The organism is Pseudomonas sp. 9Ag (assembly GCF_902506445.1).
GTDB classification, from domain to species: Bacteria; Pseudomonadota; Gammaproteobacteria; order Pseudomonadales; family Pseudomonadaceae; genus Stutzerimonas; species Stutzerimonas stutzeri_AB.
Map to the genome: position 1 here is coordinate 49909 of NZ_LR733836.1, position 15799 is coordinate 65707.

Annotated in this window: 11 protein-coding genes; 4 read left to right on the forward strand and 7 right to left on the reverse strand. The window is 62.5% G+C overall.

Annotation, left to right across the window (positions count from 1 at the left end; translation table 11 throughout):
• Window position 1: 1 nt before the first annotated feature.
• From ALTERO38_RS00270 to ALTERO38_RS00280, 3 genes are all read right to left on the reverse strand, one after another.
• Complete coding sequence (locus ALTERO38_RS00270; protein ID WP_102836601.1) at window positions 2–445, reverse strand: tripartite tricarboxylate transporter TctB family protein; 444 nt, start codon at window positions 443–445, stop codon at window positions 2–4.
• Window positions 446–517: 72 nt separating this feature from the next.
• The gene (locus tag ALTERO38_RS00275) at window positions 518–1492 is read right to left on the reverse strand and encodes a tripartite tricarboxylate transporter substrate binding protein (protein WP_159966839.1); all 975 of its coding nucleotides are present in this window, start codon (window positions 1490–1492) and stop codon (window positions 518–520) included.
• Between the two features lie 33 nt (window positions 1493–1525).
• Entirely contained in the window at window positions 1526–2788 is a 1263-nt protein-coding gene (locus ALTERO38_RS00280) for an OprD family porin (RefSeq protein ID WP_159966840.1), read from the reverse strand.
• A gap of 179 nt (window positions 2789–2967) precedes the next feature.
• Here ALTERO38_RS00280 and ALTERO38_RS00285 point away from each other — a divergent pair, with 179 nt between their 5' ends.
• Together ALTERO38_RS00285 and ALTERO38_RS00290 are read left to right on the forward strand one after the other, a co-directional pair.
• Window positions 2968–3639, forward strand: a complete 672-nt coding sequence (locus ALTERO38_RS00285; RefSeq protein WP_102836604.1) for a response regulator — start codon at window positions 2968–2970, stop codon at window positions 3637–3639.
• The gene (locus ALTERO38_RS00290) at window positions 3632–5050 is read left to right on the forward strand and encodes a sensor histidine kinase (protein ID WP_148925520.1); all 1419 of its coding nucleotides are present in this window, start codon (window positions 3632–3634) and stop codon (window positions 5048–5050) included. Before ALTERO38_RS00285 ends, ALTERO38_RS00290 begins: the two co-directional genes overlap by 8 nt.
• On the opposite strand, the gene ALTERO38_RS00295 is transcribed toward ALTERO38_RS00290, so the two are convergent.
• Complete coding sequence (locus ALTERO38_RS00295) at window positions 5039–6904, reverse strand: diguanylate cyclase (RefSeq protein WP_256663736.1); 1866 nt, start codon at window positions 6902–6904, stop codon at window positions 5039–5041. The two genes, ALTERO38_RS00290 and ALTERO38_RS00295, sit on opposite strands and share 12 nt — an antisense overlap.
• Window positions 6905–7123: 219 nt before the next feature.
• Complete coding sequence (locus ALTERO38_RS00300; RefSeq protein ID WP_159966842.1) at window positions 7124–8710, reverse strand: PAS domain-containing methyl-accepting chemotaxis protein; 1587 nt, start codon at window positions 8708–8710, stop codon at window positions 7124–7126.
• 543 nt (window positions 8711–9253) lie between these two features.
• On the opposite strand from ALTERO38_RS00300, the gene ALTERO38_RS00305 reads away from it, so the two are divergent.
• The gene (locus ALTERO38_RS00305) at window positions 9254–10219 is read left to right on the forward strand and encodes a TAXI family TRAP transporter solute-binding subunit (RefSeq protein ID WP_148925518.1); all 966 of its coding nucleotides are present in this window, start codon (window positions 9254–9256) and stop codon (window positions 10217–10219) included.
• A 120-nt stretch (window positions 10220–10339) separates the two neighbouring features.
• On the forward strand, window positions 10340–12892 hold the full coding sequence (locus ALTERO38_RS00310) for a TRAP transporter permease (protein WP_159966843.1): 2553 nt from the start codon (window positions 10340–10342) through the stop codon (window positions 12890–12892).
• A 109-nt stretch (window positions 12893–13001) separates the two neighbouring features.
• Here the strand turns inward: ALTERO38_RS00310 and ALTERO38_RS00315 are convergent, their stop codons facing one another.
• Together ALTERO38_RS00315 and ALTERO38_RS00320 are read right to left on the reverse strand one after the other, a co-directional pair.
• Entirely contained in the window at window positions 13002–14690 is a 1689-nt protein-coding gene (locus ALTERO38_RS00315; RefSeq protein WP_159966844.1) for a Na/Pi cotransporter family protein, read from the reverse strand.
• A 163-nt stretch (window positions 14691–14853) separates the two neighbouring features.
• A complete protein-coding gene (locus ALTERO38_RS00320; protein WP_159966845.1) occupies window positions 14854–15744 on the reverse strand; it encodes a cache domain-containing protein in 891 nt (296 codons plus the stop codon).
• Window positions 15745–15799 lie beyond the last annotated feature (55 nt).

Here is a 15799-nt window from a genome sequence, read left to right on the forward strand (position 1 = left end):
TTCAGCTCTCCAGCAAGCGCAGCACACCGAGCGGCAGCGGCACATCAAGCAACAGGTCGAACAGGCCAAAGAGCAGCACGCCCATCAGCACGCCGCTGATCAGGCACGGCAGCAGGCGTCCGTTGAACAAGAGGCCCAGGGCGAAGGTGGCCAGCGCCGTGGTGATGACAAAGCCAAGCTTCTCGAACAGCACTGCGTACGCCAGCAGTACCAGCACGCAGTAGAGGGCGCGACGCGCCATCGTCCAGTCGAAACGAGGCGTCGGCTCGCCGTGTGGTTTGCAGAGCAGCCAGAGCGCGCCGCAAGCCATCAGGAACAGCAGCAGTAGCGGGTAGGCGCGCGGGCCGACCGGGTCGTAGGCGAAGGGCGCCTCGAACCCCCAGGCGAGCAGCGCGAGGCCGGCGCAGGCGAGCAGCCAGGCCGCGGCAAAGACACGAACGTACATGATGGAATACCTCGGGAGGAGCCGGCCGCGGCTACCGGTCCGTCGGGACCGAAAGCCGCGAGCGGCAGGGTGTTACTTGACCAGACCGAACTCGGCAGCGAGTTCCTTGTAATCGGCGACCTGCTTGTTGACGAAGGTCTTGAGCTCATCGCCGGTCATCGACAGCGGGAACAGATCACGCTGCTCGCGCAGCTTGGCAAAGTCCTCGTCGGCCAGCAGGGTGTCGAACTGGGTCTTCCACCAGTTGAAATCTTCATCACTGACTTCTGGGCCCATGTAGAAGCCACGGATCACCGGCCAGCTGATGTCGTAGCCCTGTTCCTTGGCTGTTGGCAGATCCGACAGCTTGCCGGGCAGGCGATCATCGGACAGCACGGCGAGCACGCGAATCTTGCCGGCTTCGAGCTGCGGGGCGACTTCGCCGAGACCGCTGCTGGTCACCTGGACGTGGCCGCCCAGCATGGCCGTGAGGGTTTCACCGCCGCCTTCGAAGGCGACGTAGCGCAGCTTCTTCGGATCCACGCCAGCGGCACGGGCGATCAGCGCGGTCTGCATCCAGTCCTGACCACCAATGGTGGCGCCGGCACCAAAGACAACGCTGGCCGGATCCTTCTTCACCGCAGCGATGAGGTCGTCAAGGTCCTTGTAGGGCGCGTCGGCGCGTACCGAAATGGCGCCGTAATCGGTGCCGATGCCGGCCAGCCAGCGCACGTCGGTTTCGTCGTAACGACCGAACTTGCCCTGCGCCAGGTTCAGCAGCGAGCCGCTGGAGAACGCCGTGATGGTCGACGGGTCGTCGGCGCGCTGGGCGATCACCGCGTTGTAGGCCACAGCGCCGACACCGCCAGGCATATAGGTGACCCGCATTGGCGCCTCGAGCAGACCGGAATCTTTCAGCCCGCTCTGGGCCAGCTTGCAGGTGAGGTCGAAACCGCCGCCGGGCTTGGCCGGGGCGATGCACTCGGGGCGCTTGGGCTCGGCCATCAGCTGGCCGGACAGAACCAGGCAGGACGAAAGCAGGGCGATACGGCGGATTGCAGTCTTCATGGGTGTCTCCTTTGATTCTTATTGTGGACGGCTTTACCAGATCGGCAGGCTGTAGCTGACGATCAGACGGTTTTCGTCGGCGTCACGGGCGAAATCGGAGCGGAACATGGCGTTGCGCATGCGCACGGCGACATTCTTCAGCGGACCGGTTTGCACGACGTACTTGAGCTCGATGTCGCGTTCCCACTCGCTGCCGTTGCTGCCGCCGCTGTATTCGGCGTTGTCGCCGGAAATGTAGCGGGTCAGGAAGGTCAGCCCGGGCACGCCGATGGAGGCGAAGTTGTAGTCGTAACGCGCCTGCCAGGAGCGCTCGTCGGCATTGGCGAAATCGTTGATCTGGACGAAGTTGACCAGGTAGGGATCGCCGCCATCGATATAGGCGTAGCCGGTGTCGCCATTCATCTGCTGATAGGCGAGGCTGAGCTTATGACCGCCGAGGCTGTAACCCACCATGCCGTTCCAGGCCTGGTTGTCGATCTTGCCGGCATTGGCCGCGCCGGTGTCGTCGCTGATCATCAGGCGCAGGTCGGCGGTCAACGCCGAGTTCTTGCCCAGCGGCTGCACGGCCTGCAGATTGAAGAAATGCTGGCGGTAAATGTCGTCTAGCTCAGCCGCGTAGTAAGTGCCGATGAGCTTTTCGTTGAAGTCATAGCGCGCGCCGGCAAAGGTCAGGTGATCGGCCTCGGCCGCGCTGTCGAAACGACCATTTTTGTTGTTGATCTGCAGTTCCTGGGAATTGGTCGAGGCACGGTCGATGACCTTGTCCAGGCGCCCACCGGTCAAGGTCAGGCCGGTCACGTCCTGAGAGATCAAGATCGCACCTTCGAAGACCTGGGGCAGGGTGCGGCTGTCACTGGCTTTTACCACGGGTGTTTCCGGGATGTGGCTGCCGTAGCGGAGTTCGGTTTCCGAGATCTTCGCCTTGGCTGTCAGGCCGAGGCGGCTGAATTCGTCCGGGGTGCTGCCATCGTCGCGGACAGGGAGTAGATCGGTGTTGGCGCGGCCGCCGCCGGAGTCGAGCTTGACGCCGAGCATGCCCATGGCGTCGAGGCCGAAGCCAACGGTGCCTTCGGTGAAGCCGGATTCGATGTTGAGCAGAAAGCCCTGTGCCCATTCTTCACGTTTGGACTGGCCGGAGCCTTCGCGGAAATCGCGATTGAGGTAGATGTTCTGGGTTTGCAGAGTCGCGCTGCTGTCTTCGATGAAATCGGCCTGAGCCATGGGCGCCAGGGAGGCAGCCGCGACGGCGAGGGCAAGACGAGCAGGGGCGGGTTTAATTCTGACGACAGTCAGCATCCTTCAATCTCCACTATTGTTTTTGTTGTGGCGGCGTTGTGCCGCGCCAGGTGGATCGAGCCACCTGATCCCGATCCTAGGCGGCGAAACTTTCGCCAGGCTTTCAGGGGTGAAAGCAGCGTGTGGCGTGCCTTGCCGCTACACTGGCGCCCCGTTCCGTGTGTGGCAGAGGACAGGCAATGCGGATTCTTCTGGTCGAGGACCACCCCCAGTTGGCTGAAAGCGTGGCGCAGGCGTTGCGCGCGGCCGGATGGACGGTTGACCTGCTCAACGATGGCGTGGCTGCTGATCTGGCGTTGTCGACGGAGGACTACGCACTGGCGATCCTTGATGTCGGGCTGCCCAGGCTCGACGGCTTTCAAGTGCTGTCGCGCCTGCGCAAACGCGGCAAGACCCTGCCGGTGCTGATGCTCACAGCGCGCGGGGAGGTGACCGATCGGGTGCATGGGCTCAATCTGGGTGCCGATGACTACCTGGCCAAACCGTTCGAACTCTCCGAGCTTGAGGCACGAGTCAAGGCGTTGTTGCGGCGTAGCGTGGCCGCCGGCGAACGTCAGCAGAGCTGCGGGCCGCTGGTCTATGACCTGGATGCGCGGCGTTTCAGTCTCGGCGGCCAGCCGCTCAGCCTGACCTCACGCGAGCAGGCGGTGCTCGAGGCGCTGATCACCCGGCCCGGTCGGGTCATGAGCAAGGATCAACTGGCGGCGCAGGTATTCGGTCTCGACGAGGACGCCAGTGCCGATGCGATCGAAATCTACATCCACCGGCTGCGCAAGAAACTCGAAGGCAGCTCGGTGCGTATCGTGACCTTCCGTGGGTTGGGCTATCTGCTGGAGGCAGCGGATGCCTGACGCGCTACCCGCGCGCGCGGGCAGTTTGCGCGGTGGCTTGCTGCGCAGACTGGCCATGCTGCTGACCCTGCTGATGCTGTTCAGTGGCTGGAGCGCCTACTGGAACGGGCGCGCCGCCGCCGACACCGCCTATGACCGGACCTTGCTGGCCTCGGCCCGCGCCATCGCGGATGGCCTGGTCGCCAGCGATGGGCAGCTACGCGCCAATGTGCCCTATGTGGCGCTGGACACCTTTGCCTACGACAGCGCCGGGCGTATCTATTACCAGGTGCTGGATACCGAAGGGCGGCTGGTGAGCGGCTACGAGCATCTGCCGGCGCCGAGCGCCGAGATTCGTCGCACTGATGACTATCCCGCGCTGGCTCGCTTCTATGACGGAGAATTCCGCGGCGAGGGTGTGCGGCTGGTGAGTCTGCTGCAGCCGGTGAGCGAGCCAGAGCTCAACGGCATTGCTGAAATCCGCGTCGCCGAGACGCTGGGCGCGCGTGAGCGCCTGGCTCGCAGCCTCTTGATCGACACCCTGTGGCGGGTCGGTCTGCTGGCTGTTACCGCGCTGCTGCTGGTCTGGCTAGCGGTCAGCGCGGCGCTGCGGCCGCTGGGCAAACTCAGCGAGGCCGTCGAGGCGCGACAGCCTGACGATCTGCGGCCGTTGCCGTTGATTACCGTGCAGCGCGAACTCAAACCACTGGTTGCTGCGCTCAATCAGTTCACCGAGCGTTTGCGCGGGCAGTTCGAACGGCAGGCGCAGTTCATTGCCGACGCCGCCCATGAGTTGCGTACGCCCTTGGCGGCGCTCAAGGCGCGTATCGAACTCGGGCAACGTGAGGCGCAACCGCAGCGCTGGCAGGAAACCCTGGAAGAGGCTGGCGCGCACACCGACCGGGTAATTCACCTGGCCAATCAGCTGCTGTCGCTGGCGCGCATCGAAACCGGTGCGCAATCGATTGCCGAAGGCGGCGCCCAGCGCCTCGACCTCAGCCAGCTGGCACGCGAGCTGGGGCTGGCGATGGCCGCGCTGGCGCACAAGCGCGGCGTCGCGCTGGCGCTGGAAGCCGAGCAGCCGGTCTGGATCGACGGCGAGCCGACGCTGCTGACTGAACTGCTGAGCAACTTGCTGGATAACGCCCTGGCGCACACACCCAAAGATGGCAACGTGGTGCTACGGGTAGCGAAAGGCGGCGTGCTGGAGGTCGAGGACGATGGGCCGGGAATACCGGAGCCTGAGCGCGACAAGGTCTTTGCGCGATTTTATCGGGTGCATCAGCAGGGGCAGGGGGCCGGGCTTGGCCTTGCCATTGTCGGCGAAATTATTCGTGCCCATCGGGCCACTGTCGAGCTCGGTCAGGGCGCGCTGGGCGGGCTGCTGGTCAAGGTGAGCTTCCCTCCACCGGCTCCCGCTTCAGCTGACTGACAGCTCGGTGGCCTCGTCCGGTTCGGCAATCGCCACCTGATTACGGCCGTTGTGTTTGGCCCGATAGAGTGCCGTGTCAGCGGACGCCAGCAGTTGCGCTGAGGTGCAACTCGCCGGCGGCTGCAGGCTTGCGACGCCGATGCTGATGGTCAACGCCAGGCGCTCCCCGTCGTAAACAGGCCGCAGCGCTGCCACCGCCGCGCGGATTCGCTCAGCTTGCTCGCGGGCTTCGCGGCTGTTCATGCCGGGCAGCGCCATGACGAATTCTTCGCCGCCATAGCGTGCAACCACATCGCCCGCCCGTTGACCGTATTGCCTGAGCGTATCGGCTACCAGGCGCAGGCAGTCATCGCCGAACGGATGCCCGTAGCTATCGTTGACCCGCTTGAAATGGTCGATGTCCAGCAGCAGCACCGACAGCGGCGTCTCGGTGCGCTGTGCGCGGCGGATTTCCTCGTCGATCATCACGTCGAAATGGCCGCGGTTCGACAGCTGGGTCAACGCATCGGTGACGCTCAGGCGAGTGAGCTGTTCGTTGACCATTTCCAGGCCGCGCTTGGCATCTTCAAGCGCACGGGTGCGCTCGTAGACCCGTGCTTCGAGCGCCTCGTTTGCGCGTACCTGCGCCTCCAGGGCCTGTTGTTGCGCCTGCAGACGCTGTTCGCGTTCATGAACAAGCGCCTCAGATGCTTGCAGTGCGCTCTGCTGAGCCAGAACCCGGCGGTCCCGCTCCTGATTGATGCGCTGCGCCAATGCCATGGAAAGCAGAACGAACTCGGCAAACATACCGATCAGCTGGCCGTGCAGGGTCAGCGGGTTCAACGGCAGCATGCCGTCCAGCGCCAGCAGATGGACGATGGTCGCCAGTAGCAGTGTCGACCAGGCAATCGTGAACAGCCTTGCCGAACTGTTGCCGCGAACCCACAGGTTGATGACGGCGGCCATCGTCAGGATGCAATGCACCAGCGCGATCTGCTCGGCCATTAGATAGCGTCCGAGCGAGGGCGCGAACAAGAGGACCAGAATCACCACGCCCCAGTAGCCCATCAGCACCCAGGTGACCAGCCAGGGCCAGCCGCCGTAGCGACGAATCTTGAGAAAGCGACTGGCGAACACTAGCGGGGTAAAAAAGCACAGCGCCGCGGATAGCGCGTAGAAACGGCGGGCGATCTGTGGCATTTCGGGCCACAGAAACAACTGACCGAAGCCGGTGATCGTAAGGACGTAAAAAAGCGCGCTGAGCAGATAGAGGACATAGAGCAGATAGGCCACGTCCCGAGTGAACACAAACAGGCTGCTGTTATAGAGAAGGATCACCAGCATCCCGCCAAAGAACAGGCTGATCAACGCGATGTCGGTAAACTTTCCTGCTGCGAACGCCGTCTCGTCAAAGATGACCATTGGCAAGGCCATCAGCTCGTGCGCCTGTACATGCATGTACACCACGGCTCGATCATTGGCCCGCAGCTCCAGCGGGAAGACCAGGTTGTGGTCTGCCAGCGGTTGATGGCTCTTGGGTATGTGATCGCCAGCCTGCATCAGCGGACCCCACTCGCCCTCGGCCGGGTAGAACAGGCGAACACGCACATTGTCCAGGATTGGCCATTGCAGGCTCAGGTACCAGCGGTCGGCGTTGGCTGCCCGGCTGTCAAGGTCGAAGCGCACCCAAACGCCTTCAGGCTGTTTCTTGAGGTTGGGCTTGGCCAACGGCTGCCATTGCCAGGAGGCCGCTTGAGCCGTCGCGAAGCCGGCGTCCGAATGCCCGGATACCCACTCCAGCCCGCCCACTTGGAGTGCTGCACCGCTTTTACTGACGACGCCAGGAACCACAGCAGCGGTTACCTGGCCCGACATGAGGCTGGCAAAGGCTGTTAGAAGGCAGAGTAAAAGCCGGCGGAAGCGCATCGGGTGAAAGGTCTCGTCAAACGACCCGTCGCGACGCGTAGGCAACCGATAGGGTCAGGCAGTGGTTTGGCCATTCAAACGATACGGCTAATGTCGCTTTGATACCACTGCCAGGCTACTAACGGCTCGGCCATCCATCGGAACGGGGCTCGGAGCCTTCTCGGCCGGCTAGCCGCGTCGCCGAGTCCAGAATTGCTGTACCAGCATTTCCATGCTGTCAGCCAGCTGAGCGACACCCGAAGCGGTCTCTCGGCTGCGCAGTCCGCTTTCTACATGGTGGTCGGAGCCGCTGCGAATGCTCACGATGTTCTGATTGATGTTCTCGCTTACGGCACTTTGCTGCTCGACCGCCGAGGCAATCTGCAGGCTCATGTCGCTGATCTCGTTCACTCGATGGTTGATGCCTTGAAGCGAGCGTGCCGCCTGCTCGGCCTGCTCGACACTTTCCATGGCCTGATCTCGGCTGCGTTGCATCACCTGCACCGCCTGACGCGCTCCGCCCTGCAGCGCCGCGATCATGGCGTTGATTTCCTGGGTGGACTGCTGTGTCCGTGACGCCAGGCTGCGAACCTCGTCCGCGACCACAGCGAAGCCACGCCCCTGCTCCCCCGCCCGGGCGGCTTCGATGGCAGCGTTGAGTGCTAGCAGGTTGGTCTGCTCGGCGATGCCGCGGATGACATCCAGCACCTTGGTAATATCGTTGCTGTGCGCCTCCAGCTCGTGAATGACATCGCCGGCGTGCTGAATGTCCTGGGCCAGTCGGCCGATAGCTGCGCCCGTCTGATTGACCACATCCGTGCCGGTTGCAGCTTCACTGTTCGCTCGGCTAGCCGCTTCGGCGGTGCGCTGGGCGTTGTTGGCGACTTCCTGCACGCTCATCGCCATCTGGTTGATGGCGGTGGCAACCTGGTCGGTTTCGCTCTGTTGGCGCGATGCGCTCTGTGCACTGCTGTCCATGGCGCCCACCAGCTCCCGAGCATGCGTGCTCAGCTGGCGTGAAGCATCGCCAATTCGGCCGACCATGGCGCCGGCTTCGGTTTCCAGAAGTTTCATCGCATAACTGAGCTGACCGAACTCGTCGCGGCGGCCCGCATAGACCAGTTGACCGACTGCATCGTCTCCAACCTGACGAGCCTGAGCAGCGAGACGTTGCAGCGGTGCCAGCGCAACGTACGCCAGCACGCTCCCACCCATCGCTGCCGCTGCTGCTGCTCCCAGCGCGGCCACAAGGCCTGCGCCACCTAACAATGCGCCCCCGATGGCGCAGGGTGCAGCAACGAGCGCGACGAGAAGCGCCACGCGGCTGCGGGCACTGAGGGGCGCGCGACGCAGAGCCGCTGGTGGCCGCTTTTCCCGAAGCTGCGCATAGAGCGTTTCGGCTGCTGCCACTTGAGCGGCCTGCGGCTTGGTCCGCACCGATTGATACTCGACCACCTTCCCGTTGCGGCTGATCGGGGTGACAAAGGCGCTGACCCAGTAGTGATCACCATTCTTGCAACGGTTCTTCACCATGCCCATCCATGATCTGCCAGCACGAACGCTGGACCAGAGATCACCGAATGCTTCGGGAGGCATGTCGGGATGGCGGACGATATTGTGATGCTGACCCAGCAATTCACATTCTTCAAAACCGCTGATCTTGATGAAATCGGGGTTCACATAGGTGATATCACCGTTGAGATCGGTGGTGGACAGTATGTTGGCTGTCTCACTGAAGGATACGTCGCGTCCGGTGACCGGTAAGTTCAAGCGCATGGTGAAGTTCTCTGGAGCTAGCTAGTTGTTCCGCCACGGACGTCTTGACCGGTGCCCGGACTGGCGCACCTCGCAACCTTGCTAACCACCTTGCGGTGAATTCCTCGGACTTCCAAACGGATCCTGTTCGGTCTCGCTGAACCCTGCATCAGTCGGCCTCGGAGCGCTGCGGCTCGCAAATAGCTCCGGTCGTAGGGCAGCAACAATGATGTGGGTGATGTCATTGTGATATCACGGTATCCAGTCATCTATTCGACCAAAAGACCGAGCTCATTAGTCGGGTAATGGCGCGGTGCCATGAGCAATCTTATACGCATTAAGATTCCTGTACATATATCTGTATAGGTTTTTCAGGTTTTATCCACTTTGACGAGCAACCCTGTATCTCGAAAGCGGTCATAGCCAGGGTCATAGGGCGGCCATGAAGCGCTGAGGTTGCCGTCCGGGCTGTTAGCGGGGCATCGGCCTGCTAGACTCCAAACGTCCCGCGTGGCTCACGAGGCCTGCAGGGCAATTCCAAAACAACCAATAAGGAGTGGATCCATGAAAGGCAAATCCTTGGCATGGATATTTTCCGCCGCGTTGGCGGGAACTGGTCTGAGCGGTATGGCTCAGGCGCAAGAGCAATTCGTCACCATCGGTACCGGTGGTCAGACGGGCGTCTACTACGTCGCGGGTCAGTCGATCTGCCGCTTCGTCAACCGTAACGCCGAGGACCTCAAGTGCAACGCGCCAGCCAGCGGCGGCGGCGTGGCGAACGTCAATGGGCTGCGCAGCGGCGAGTTCAACTTCGGCATCATGCAGTCGGATCACCAGTACAAGGCTATGGAAGGCCTGGAGCCGTTCAAGAGCGAAGGCGCGATGGAAGACATCCGTGCCGTGTTCTCGCTGCAAAGCGAAGTCTTCACCGTACTGGCGCGCCGTGATGCAAACATCAAGAGCCTGGATGATCTGAAAGGCAAACGCGTCAATATTGGTAATCCCGGCTCCGGTCAGCGGGACACCCTTGAAGAAATCATGAAGGAGAAGGGCTGGGACAAGTCGGCCTTCTCGCTGGCTGCCGAACTGAAGCCGGCTGAGCAAGCCAGCGCTCTGGGCGACAACAACATCGATGCCATGACCTATTTCGTCGGTCACCCCAATGGCGCGATTCAGGAAGCGACCACCACCGTCGATGCCGTTTTGGTTCCGATCACCGGCCCGGAGATCGACAAGCTGCTGTCCGAGAAGAGCTACTACACCAAGGCTGAAATCCCGGGCGGCATGTACAAGGGCAATGACAGCGCCACGCAGTCGATTGGCGGCAAGGCAGTGCTCTCCACCACGTCCAAGGTCGATGACGAAGTGGTCTACAAGCTGGTCAAGTCGGTGTTCGAAAATATCGAGCGCTTCCAGCGTCTGCACCCTGCTTTCAAGGACCTGAAGCCGGAAGACATGATCAAGGTAGGTCTGTCTGCACCTCTGCATGATGGTGCAGTGCGCTACTACAAGGAACGAGGCTGGATGTAACGGCCTTACGGCTCGCTGCATCATGGTGGGCGGTCCTCCGTCCGCTTTCGCCTGAGAACCCGCGTGCCTTGTGCCGCGGGTTTCGCGGTTTCCGTTCCCTGAAAAAACAGGCCAGATTTCATGCAAGACAACCAACTTTCCACTGAAGAGCTGATTGCCAAGGACGTCGGCGCGCGGCTGCCCGAAGGCGTCATGGCCAAGCTGATCGCCGGCCTCGCGCTGCTCTGGTCGCTGTTCCAGCTGTGGATCGCCTCGCCGTTGCCCTTCATGCTGCGCACCGGTGTGTTCAACAACACCGAGGCGCGTTCGATTCACCTGGCGTTCGCCTTGCTACTGGCGTTCCTCGCCTATCCGGCATTCAAGCGCTCACCGCGCGACCGAGTGCCACTGATCGATATCGCGCTCGGGCTGATCGCTGCCGCCAGCGCCGGCTATCTGTTCATCGCCTATGAGCAGCTGGCACAGCGCCCCGGCAACCTCACCACCATGGACCTGGTCACCGCTTGCATCGGCATTCCGCTGCTGCTGGAGGCCACGCGTCGCGCCCTTGGCCCGGCCCTGGCGGTGATAGCGCTGATCTTCCTCGGCTACAGCCTCGCCGGCCCGTACATGCCCGGCCTGCTGGCGCACCGCGGGGTGAGTTTCACCGCACTGGCCAACCACCAGTGGATCACCACCGAGGGTGTATTCGGTATCGCCCTGGGCGTCTCAACCAGTTTCGTGTTCCTGTTCGTGCTGTTCGGCGCGCTGCTCGAACGCGCGGGTGCAGGCCATTATTTCATTCAGCTGGCCTTCAGCTTGCTTGGTCATTTTCGTGGTGGTCCGGCCAAGGCTGCGGTCGTGGCGTCGGGCATGACCGGGTTGATCTCCGGCTCCTCCATTGCCAACGTGGTGACCACCGGCACATTTACCATCCCGATGATGAAGCGCACGGGTTTCTCTGCGGAGAAGGCCGGCGCGGTGGAAGTGGCCTCATCGGTCAATGGCCAGATCATGCCGCCGGTGATGGGTGCTGCGGCCTTCCTGATGGTCGAGTACGTCGGCATCCCCTACGTTGAAGTGATCAAGCATGCCTTCTTGCCGGCGCTGATCTCCTACATTGCGCTGGTCTACATCGTTCATCTCGAGTCGCTCAAGCTCGGCCTTACGGCGTTGCCTCGCGCAAACGTGGCCAAGCCCTGGATGCAGCGGCTGATTGGCTTTGCCTTTGGCGCCGCACTGATTTCCGGTGTGTCGCTGGCGGTCTACTACGGGCTGGGCTGGCTCAAGCCTGCGCTGGGCGATGCGGCAATCTGGGTGATTGGTGTGTTGCTGGCCGTGGTCTATGTGGCCCTGCTGAAGGTCGCCGCGAGCAACCCGCCTTTGCCTGCCGAAGATCCCGACGCCCCGCTGGAGAAACTGCCGCAGACGCGTCCGGTATTGCTCTCAGGGCTGCATTTCCTGCTGCCGGTGGTGGTGCTGGTCTGGTGCCTGATGGTCGAGCGTCTGTCGCCCGGCCTGTCTGCCTTCTGGGGTTCAGTGATGCTGGTCATCATCCTGCTGACCCAGCGACCACTGCTCTCAATGCTGCGCAAGGATGGCAGCCACCAGCACGGCACCTTCATGGATGGCGTGGTTGACCTGCGCGAAGGCCTGATTGCCGGTGCGCGCAACATGATCGGTATCGGCATCGCCACAGCGGCGGCCGGGATCATCGTCGGCGCGGTGTCACAGACCGGTGTGGGCCTGGTGCTGGCTGACCTGGTCGAGCTGCTGTCCATGGGCAACCTGATGCTGATGCTGCTGCTCACGGCATTCCTCAGCCTGATTCTCGGCATGGGGCTGCCGACCACCGCCAACTACATTGTGGTGTCCAGCCTGCTGGCGCCGGTTGTGGTGGCGCTGGGTCAGCAAAGCGGGCTGATCGTGCCACTGATTGCGGTGCACCTGTTCGTCTTCTATTTCGGCATCATGGCGGACGTCACGCCGCCGGTCGGGCTGGCCTCGTTCGCGGCTGCTGCTGTGTCCAAGGGCGATCCGATCAAGACCGGTGTGGTGGCGTTCTACTACAGCCTGCGCACCGCCGCGCTGCCATTCCTGTTCATCTTCAACACCGACCTGCTGTTGATCGATGTGGACTTCTGGCACGGCGTGGTGATTTTCGTCATCGCGACGCTGGCGATGCTGATCTTTGCGGCGGGCACGCAGGGCTACTTCCTGGTTCGTAGCCGCTGGTATGAAAGCATCCTGCTGCTGTTGATCGCCTTCACGCTGTTCCGCCCAGGCTTCTGGATGGACATCGTCCACGACCCGTACCGGGATATACCGCCGAGCCAGCTGGTACAGGCGCTAGAAGCGGTCGATGAGGACAGCCAGCTGCGCCTGCGCATCCGCGGCGAAGACGCTGTGGGTGATATGCGCGAGTTCAGCCTGCTGGTGGCGATCCCTGACGGCGAAACCGGCGAACAGAAGCTGGAGAAGCTCGGCGTGATGACCTACGAGGAAGACGGAAAGGTGCTGATCGACAGTGTGACCTTCGGCAGTCCAGCCGCCGATCTGGGACTGCAGTTCGACCAGGAAATCCTCGCGGTGCGAGCGCCCACTGACCGCCTGCCGAAGGAGTGGATGTGGCTACCGGCCTTGCTGCTCTTTGGTCTGGTGGTCTGGATGCAGCGCCGGCGCAAGCTGGACTGACCATCTCGCAGCGCTGACTAGCCCCCGGCCATGCCATGCATCGCCGGGGTTTTTTTGCCTGTGGAACCCTGTAATTGCGTGGGCCGGGCAGGCCTAGTCACTGCGCCGATTAGGCTGGCTTGCCGGGGAGGTGCTCGGTTGTAGGTGTTTCCCGAGCAGTCGAAGTCTCGCCAGTAGCGCGTTGTTTGCCGTTGCCGGAGCCTTCCAGCGCCGCGTAGGCCGCGCTGCAGAACAATGAGTTGAGCCGCTTCATGTCGGCGATCAGCTCCAGATGCGCAGCGCTGGTTTCGATGCTTTCCACCACCTGCTGATGCAGACGATGGACATGGGCGTGGGCCAACTCGCGCTCGAGCTTGCGGAACTGGCGCTTCTGCTGCAGCAGCTGGCGGGCGCTGTGTGAATCACCGGACAGAAACACCGACAAGCCCAGCCCGAGATTGGCAGTGAGCAGGGTATGCAGCTGGCTGAGCTCATCCAGTCCGCTGTCGGAGAACGAGCGGCGTTTGGAAATCTTCAGGTTCTGCACCTTGCCCAGCATATGCTCGATGATGTCGCCGGCCTGCTCCAGATTTATCGCCAGTTCGATGATCTCCGCCCAGCGCCGGCTCTCCTGTTCGGCCAGATCGTCACGCGGCATGCGTGCCAGGTAGAGCTTGACCCCGCTGTACAGGGCGTCCACGTCATCATCCAGACGACGTATGTCCTCGCCGGGCTCCGGCCGGTCTTCGCGCAGCGCCTCGAGCAGGCGCGCCAGCATCGTTTCCACCAGGTCGCCAATACGCAGGGTTTCGCGCGTGGCATTGGCCAAGGCGAGCGTCGGCGTATCCAGCGCAGTGGGGTCGAGATGGCGCGGCTGGGCAATGCCGTTGTCCTGAACCCGCTCCGGTAGCAGTCGCTCGCAGAGCCCGGCCATCAGGCCCACCGTTGGCAGCAACAGCAGGCAGCGCAGCGAGTTGTAAGCCAGGTGAAACGCGACCACCTGGGTTTGTGCGCTGAAGCCAAGCGTCGCCATCCACTCGACCAGCATCGGAAGAAACGGCAGCACCAGCAGGCCAGCGAGCTTATACAACAGGTTGCCGAGCGCTACTCGACGAGCCGGAGCAGGTTGCGGCGTGGCGTTGAGCCAGGCCAGAACACCGCTGCCAACATTGGCGCCGATAACCACGCCAAGGGCAACCGGCAGGCTGATCAACCCGGCACTGGCCAGGGTTGCGGTCAGCAGCACGGCGGCAAGGCTGGAATAGGACAGTACGGCAAACAGCGCACCGACCACCACGGCGAGCAAGGTGTCGCCGGCCAGGGACGAGAACAACACCCGCATGCCGCGCGCTTCGGTGATGGGCGCGGCCGCGGCCACAATCAGTTGCAACGCGAGAATGATCAGGCCGAGGCCGATCAGCACCCGGCCGAGTTGTCCGGCGCGGGTCTGTTTGCGCGAAAGAAACAGGCAGACCCCAAGCAGGGTGAACAGTGGTGACAGCCAAGCCAGGTCCAGCGTCAGCACCCGCGCCATCAGCGCCGTCCCGACATCGGCGCCAAGCATGATTGCCAGTGCGGTGGGCAGCGCCATCAGGCCCTGGGCAACGAAGGAAATAGCCAGCAGGGCGGTGGCGTTGCTGCTCTGTACCAGCGCAGTGACGCCAATCCCGGCGGTAAAAGCCATGGGCGCGTTGGCCATGCTGTGGCCGAGCAGCCGACGCAGATGCGAGCCATACACCCGCATGATCCCGGTGCGCACGATGTGCGTCCCCCAGACCAGAAGCGCGATGGAGGACAGCAGATGCAACAGCGTCAGCATCGGGCAAGGCCTCCGGCTCTGGATGGTCAACGGCCACAGCTCCCTGCACCTGGGAGGACAAAAAGCTGTGAGTTATAGAACGTTGACCATCGCCGGTAGCCGGCCGTTCACCAAAATGACATCAGTGATGACGCCACAGGTGCCTATTGCCGAGCCGTCAGGCTCATTTAGGTGTGTAGTAGCCCACGCCCAGCAGGACGTCATCGACTCGACGGATCAAGGTGTGTTTTTTCTCTACCGCATTGGTGGCCGGGTTGCGCCACACGTAGTCGACGGTGCCGATGCCCTTGTCCTTGGCCATTTCGATCATCTGCTTGAACAGCGGCGTACCGGCGGCGTCGGTGATTTCACGAACGTCGACGCCCACCAGGTTGGGCGAAGCGCCACTCGCGCGGTATTTGCCGTCCTCCAGGCCAATGACGAAAACGTATTCGTCGTTCATCACGAAGCGGCCCTGAGGGTCGTTGAAGGCCTGATAGGCTGCCTCTTCTCCCGAACGTTTCACCAGCGAGACGGCTTCGTCGAGCATCTTCTGAGCGTGCTCGGCGGAGGAGCGCGGGATGTAGTAGCCGACCACCAGAATCTGATCGCCGACCTTGCGGTACAGGCTGGTCTTGTTCTCGACCTTGTTGTCGGCCGGGTTCAACCAGTGGTACTTGACCTGGCCGCTGTCGCTGGTCTTGGCCCCTTCGACTATCTCGCGGATGAAGGGCTGGCCGGCGGCATCCTTCAGATCCATCACGTTGAGTCCGACCAATGCACGGGAAGCGCCGTTGCTGGCGAGCATGGTCCCGGCCGTGTCCAGAACAAACACATAATGCTGGCCGTCAACGAAGCCGCCCTTACGGTCATTGAAGGCTGCAAGGGCTTGCTCTGGCCCCGCTTGCTGCAGGTGTGTGGCGGCGCGATCAAGCAGTGCGTTGGCCTGTCGTGCATGGCTGCGTTCTACCGAGCCTTTGGCCTGGGCTCCATCAGTGGCGGAATACGCCAGCGGTGAGGCGCATAGCGCTGCGCCCAGTGAAAGAATCAGCAGGTTCCGGTGGTTCAGTTTCATCGGTTGCTCCTAGCCTGAGGCAGGCGATGGCTGCAAAGGTGCATGGGGACTGCCT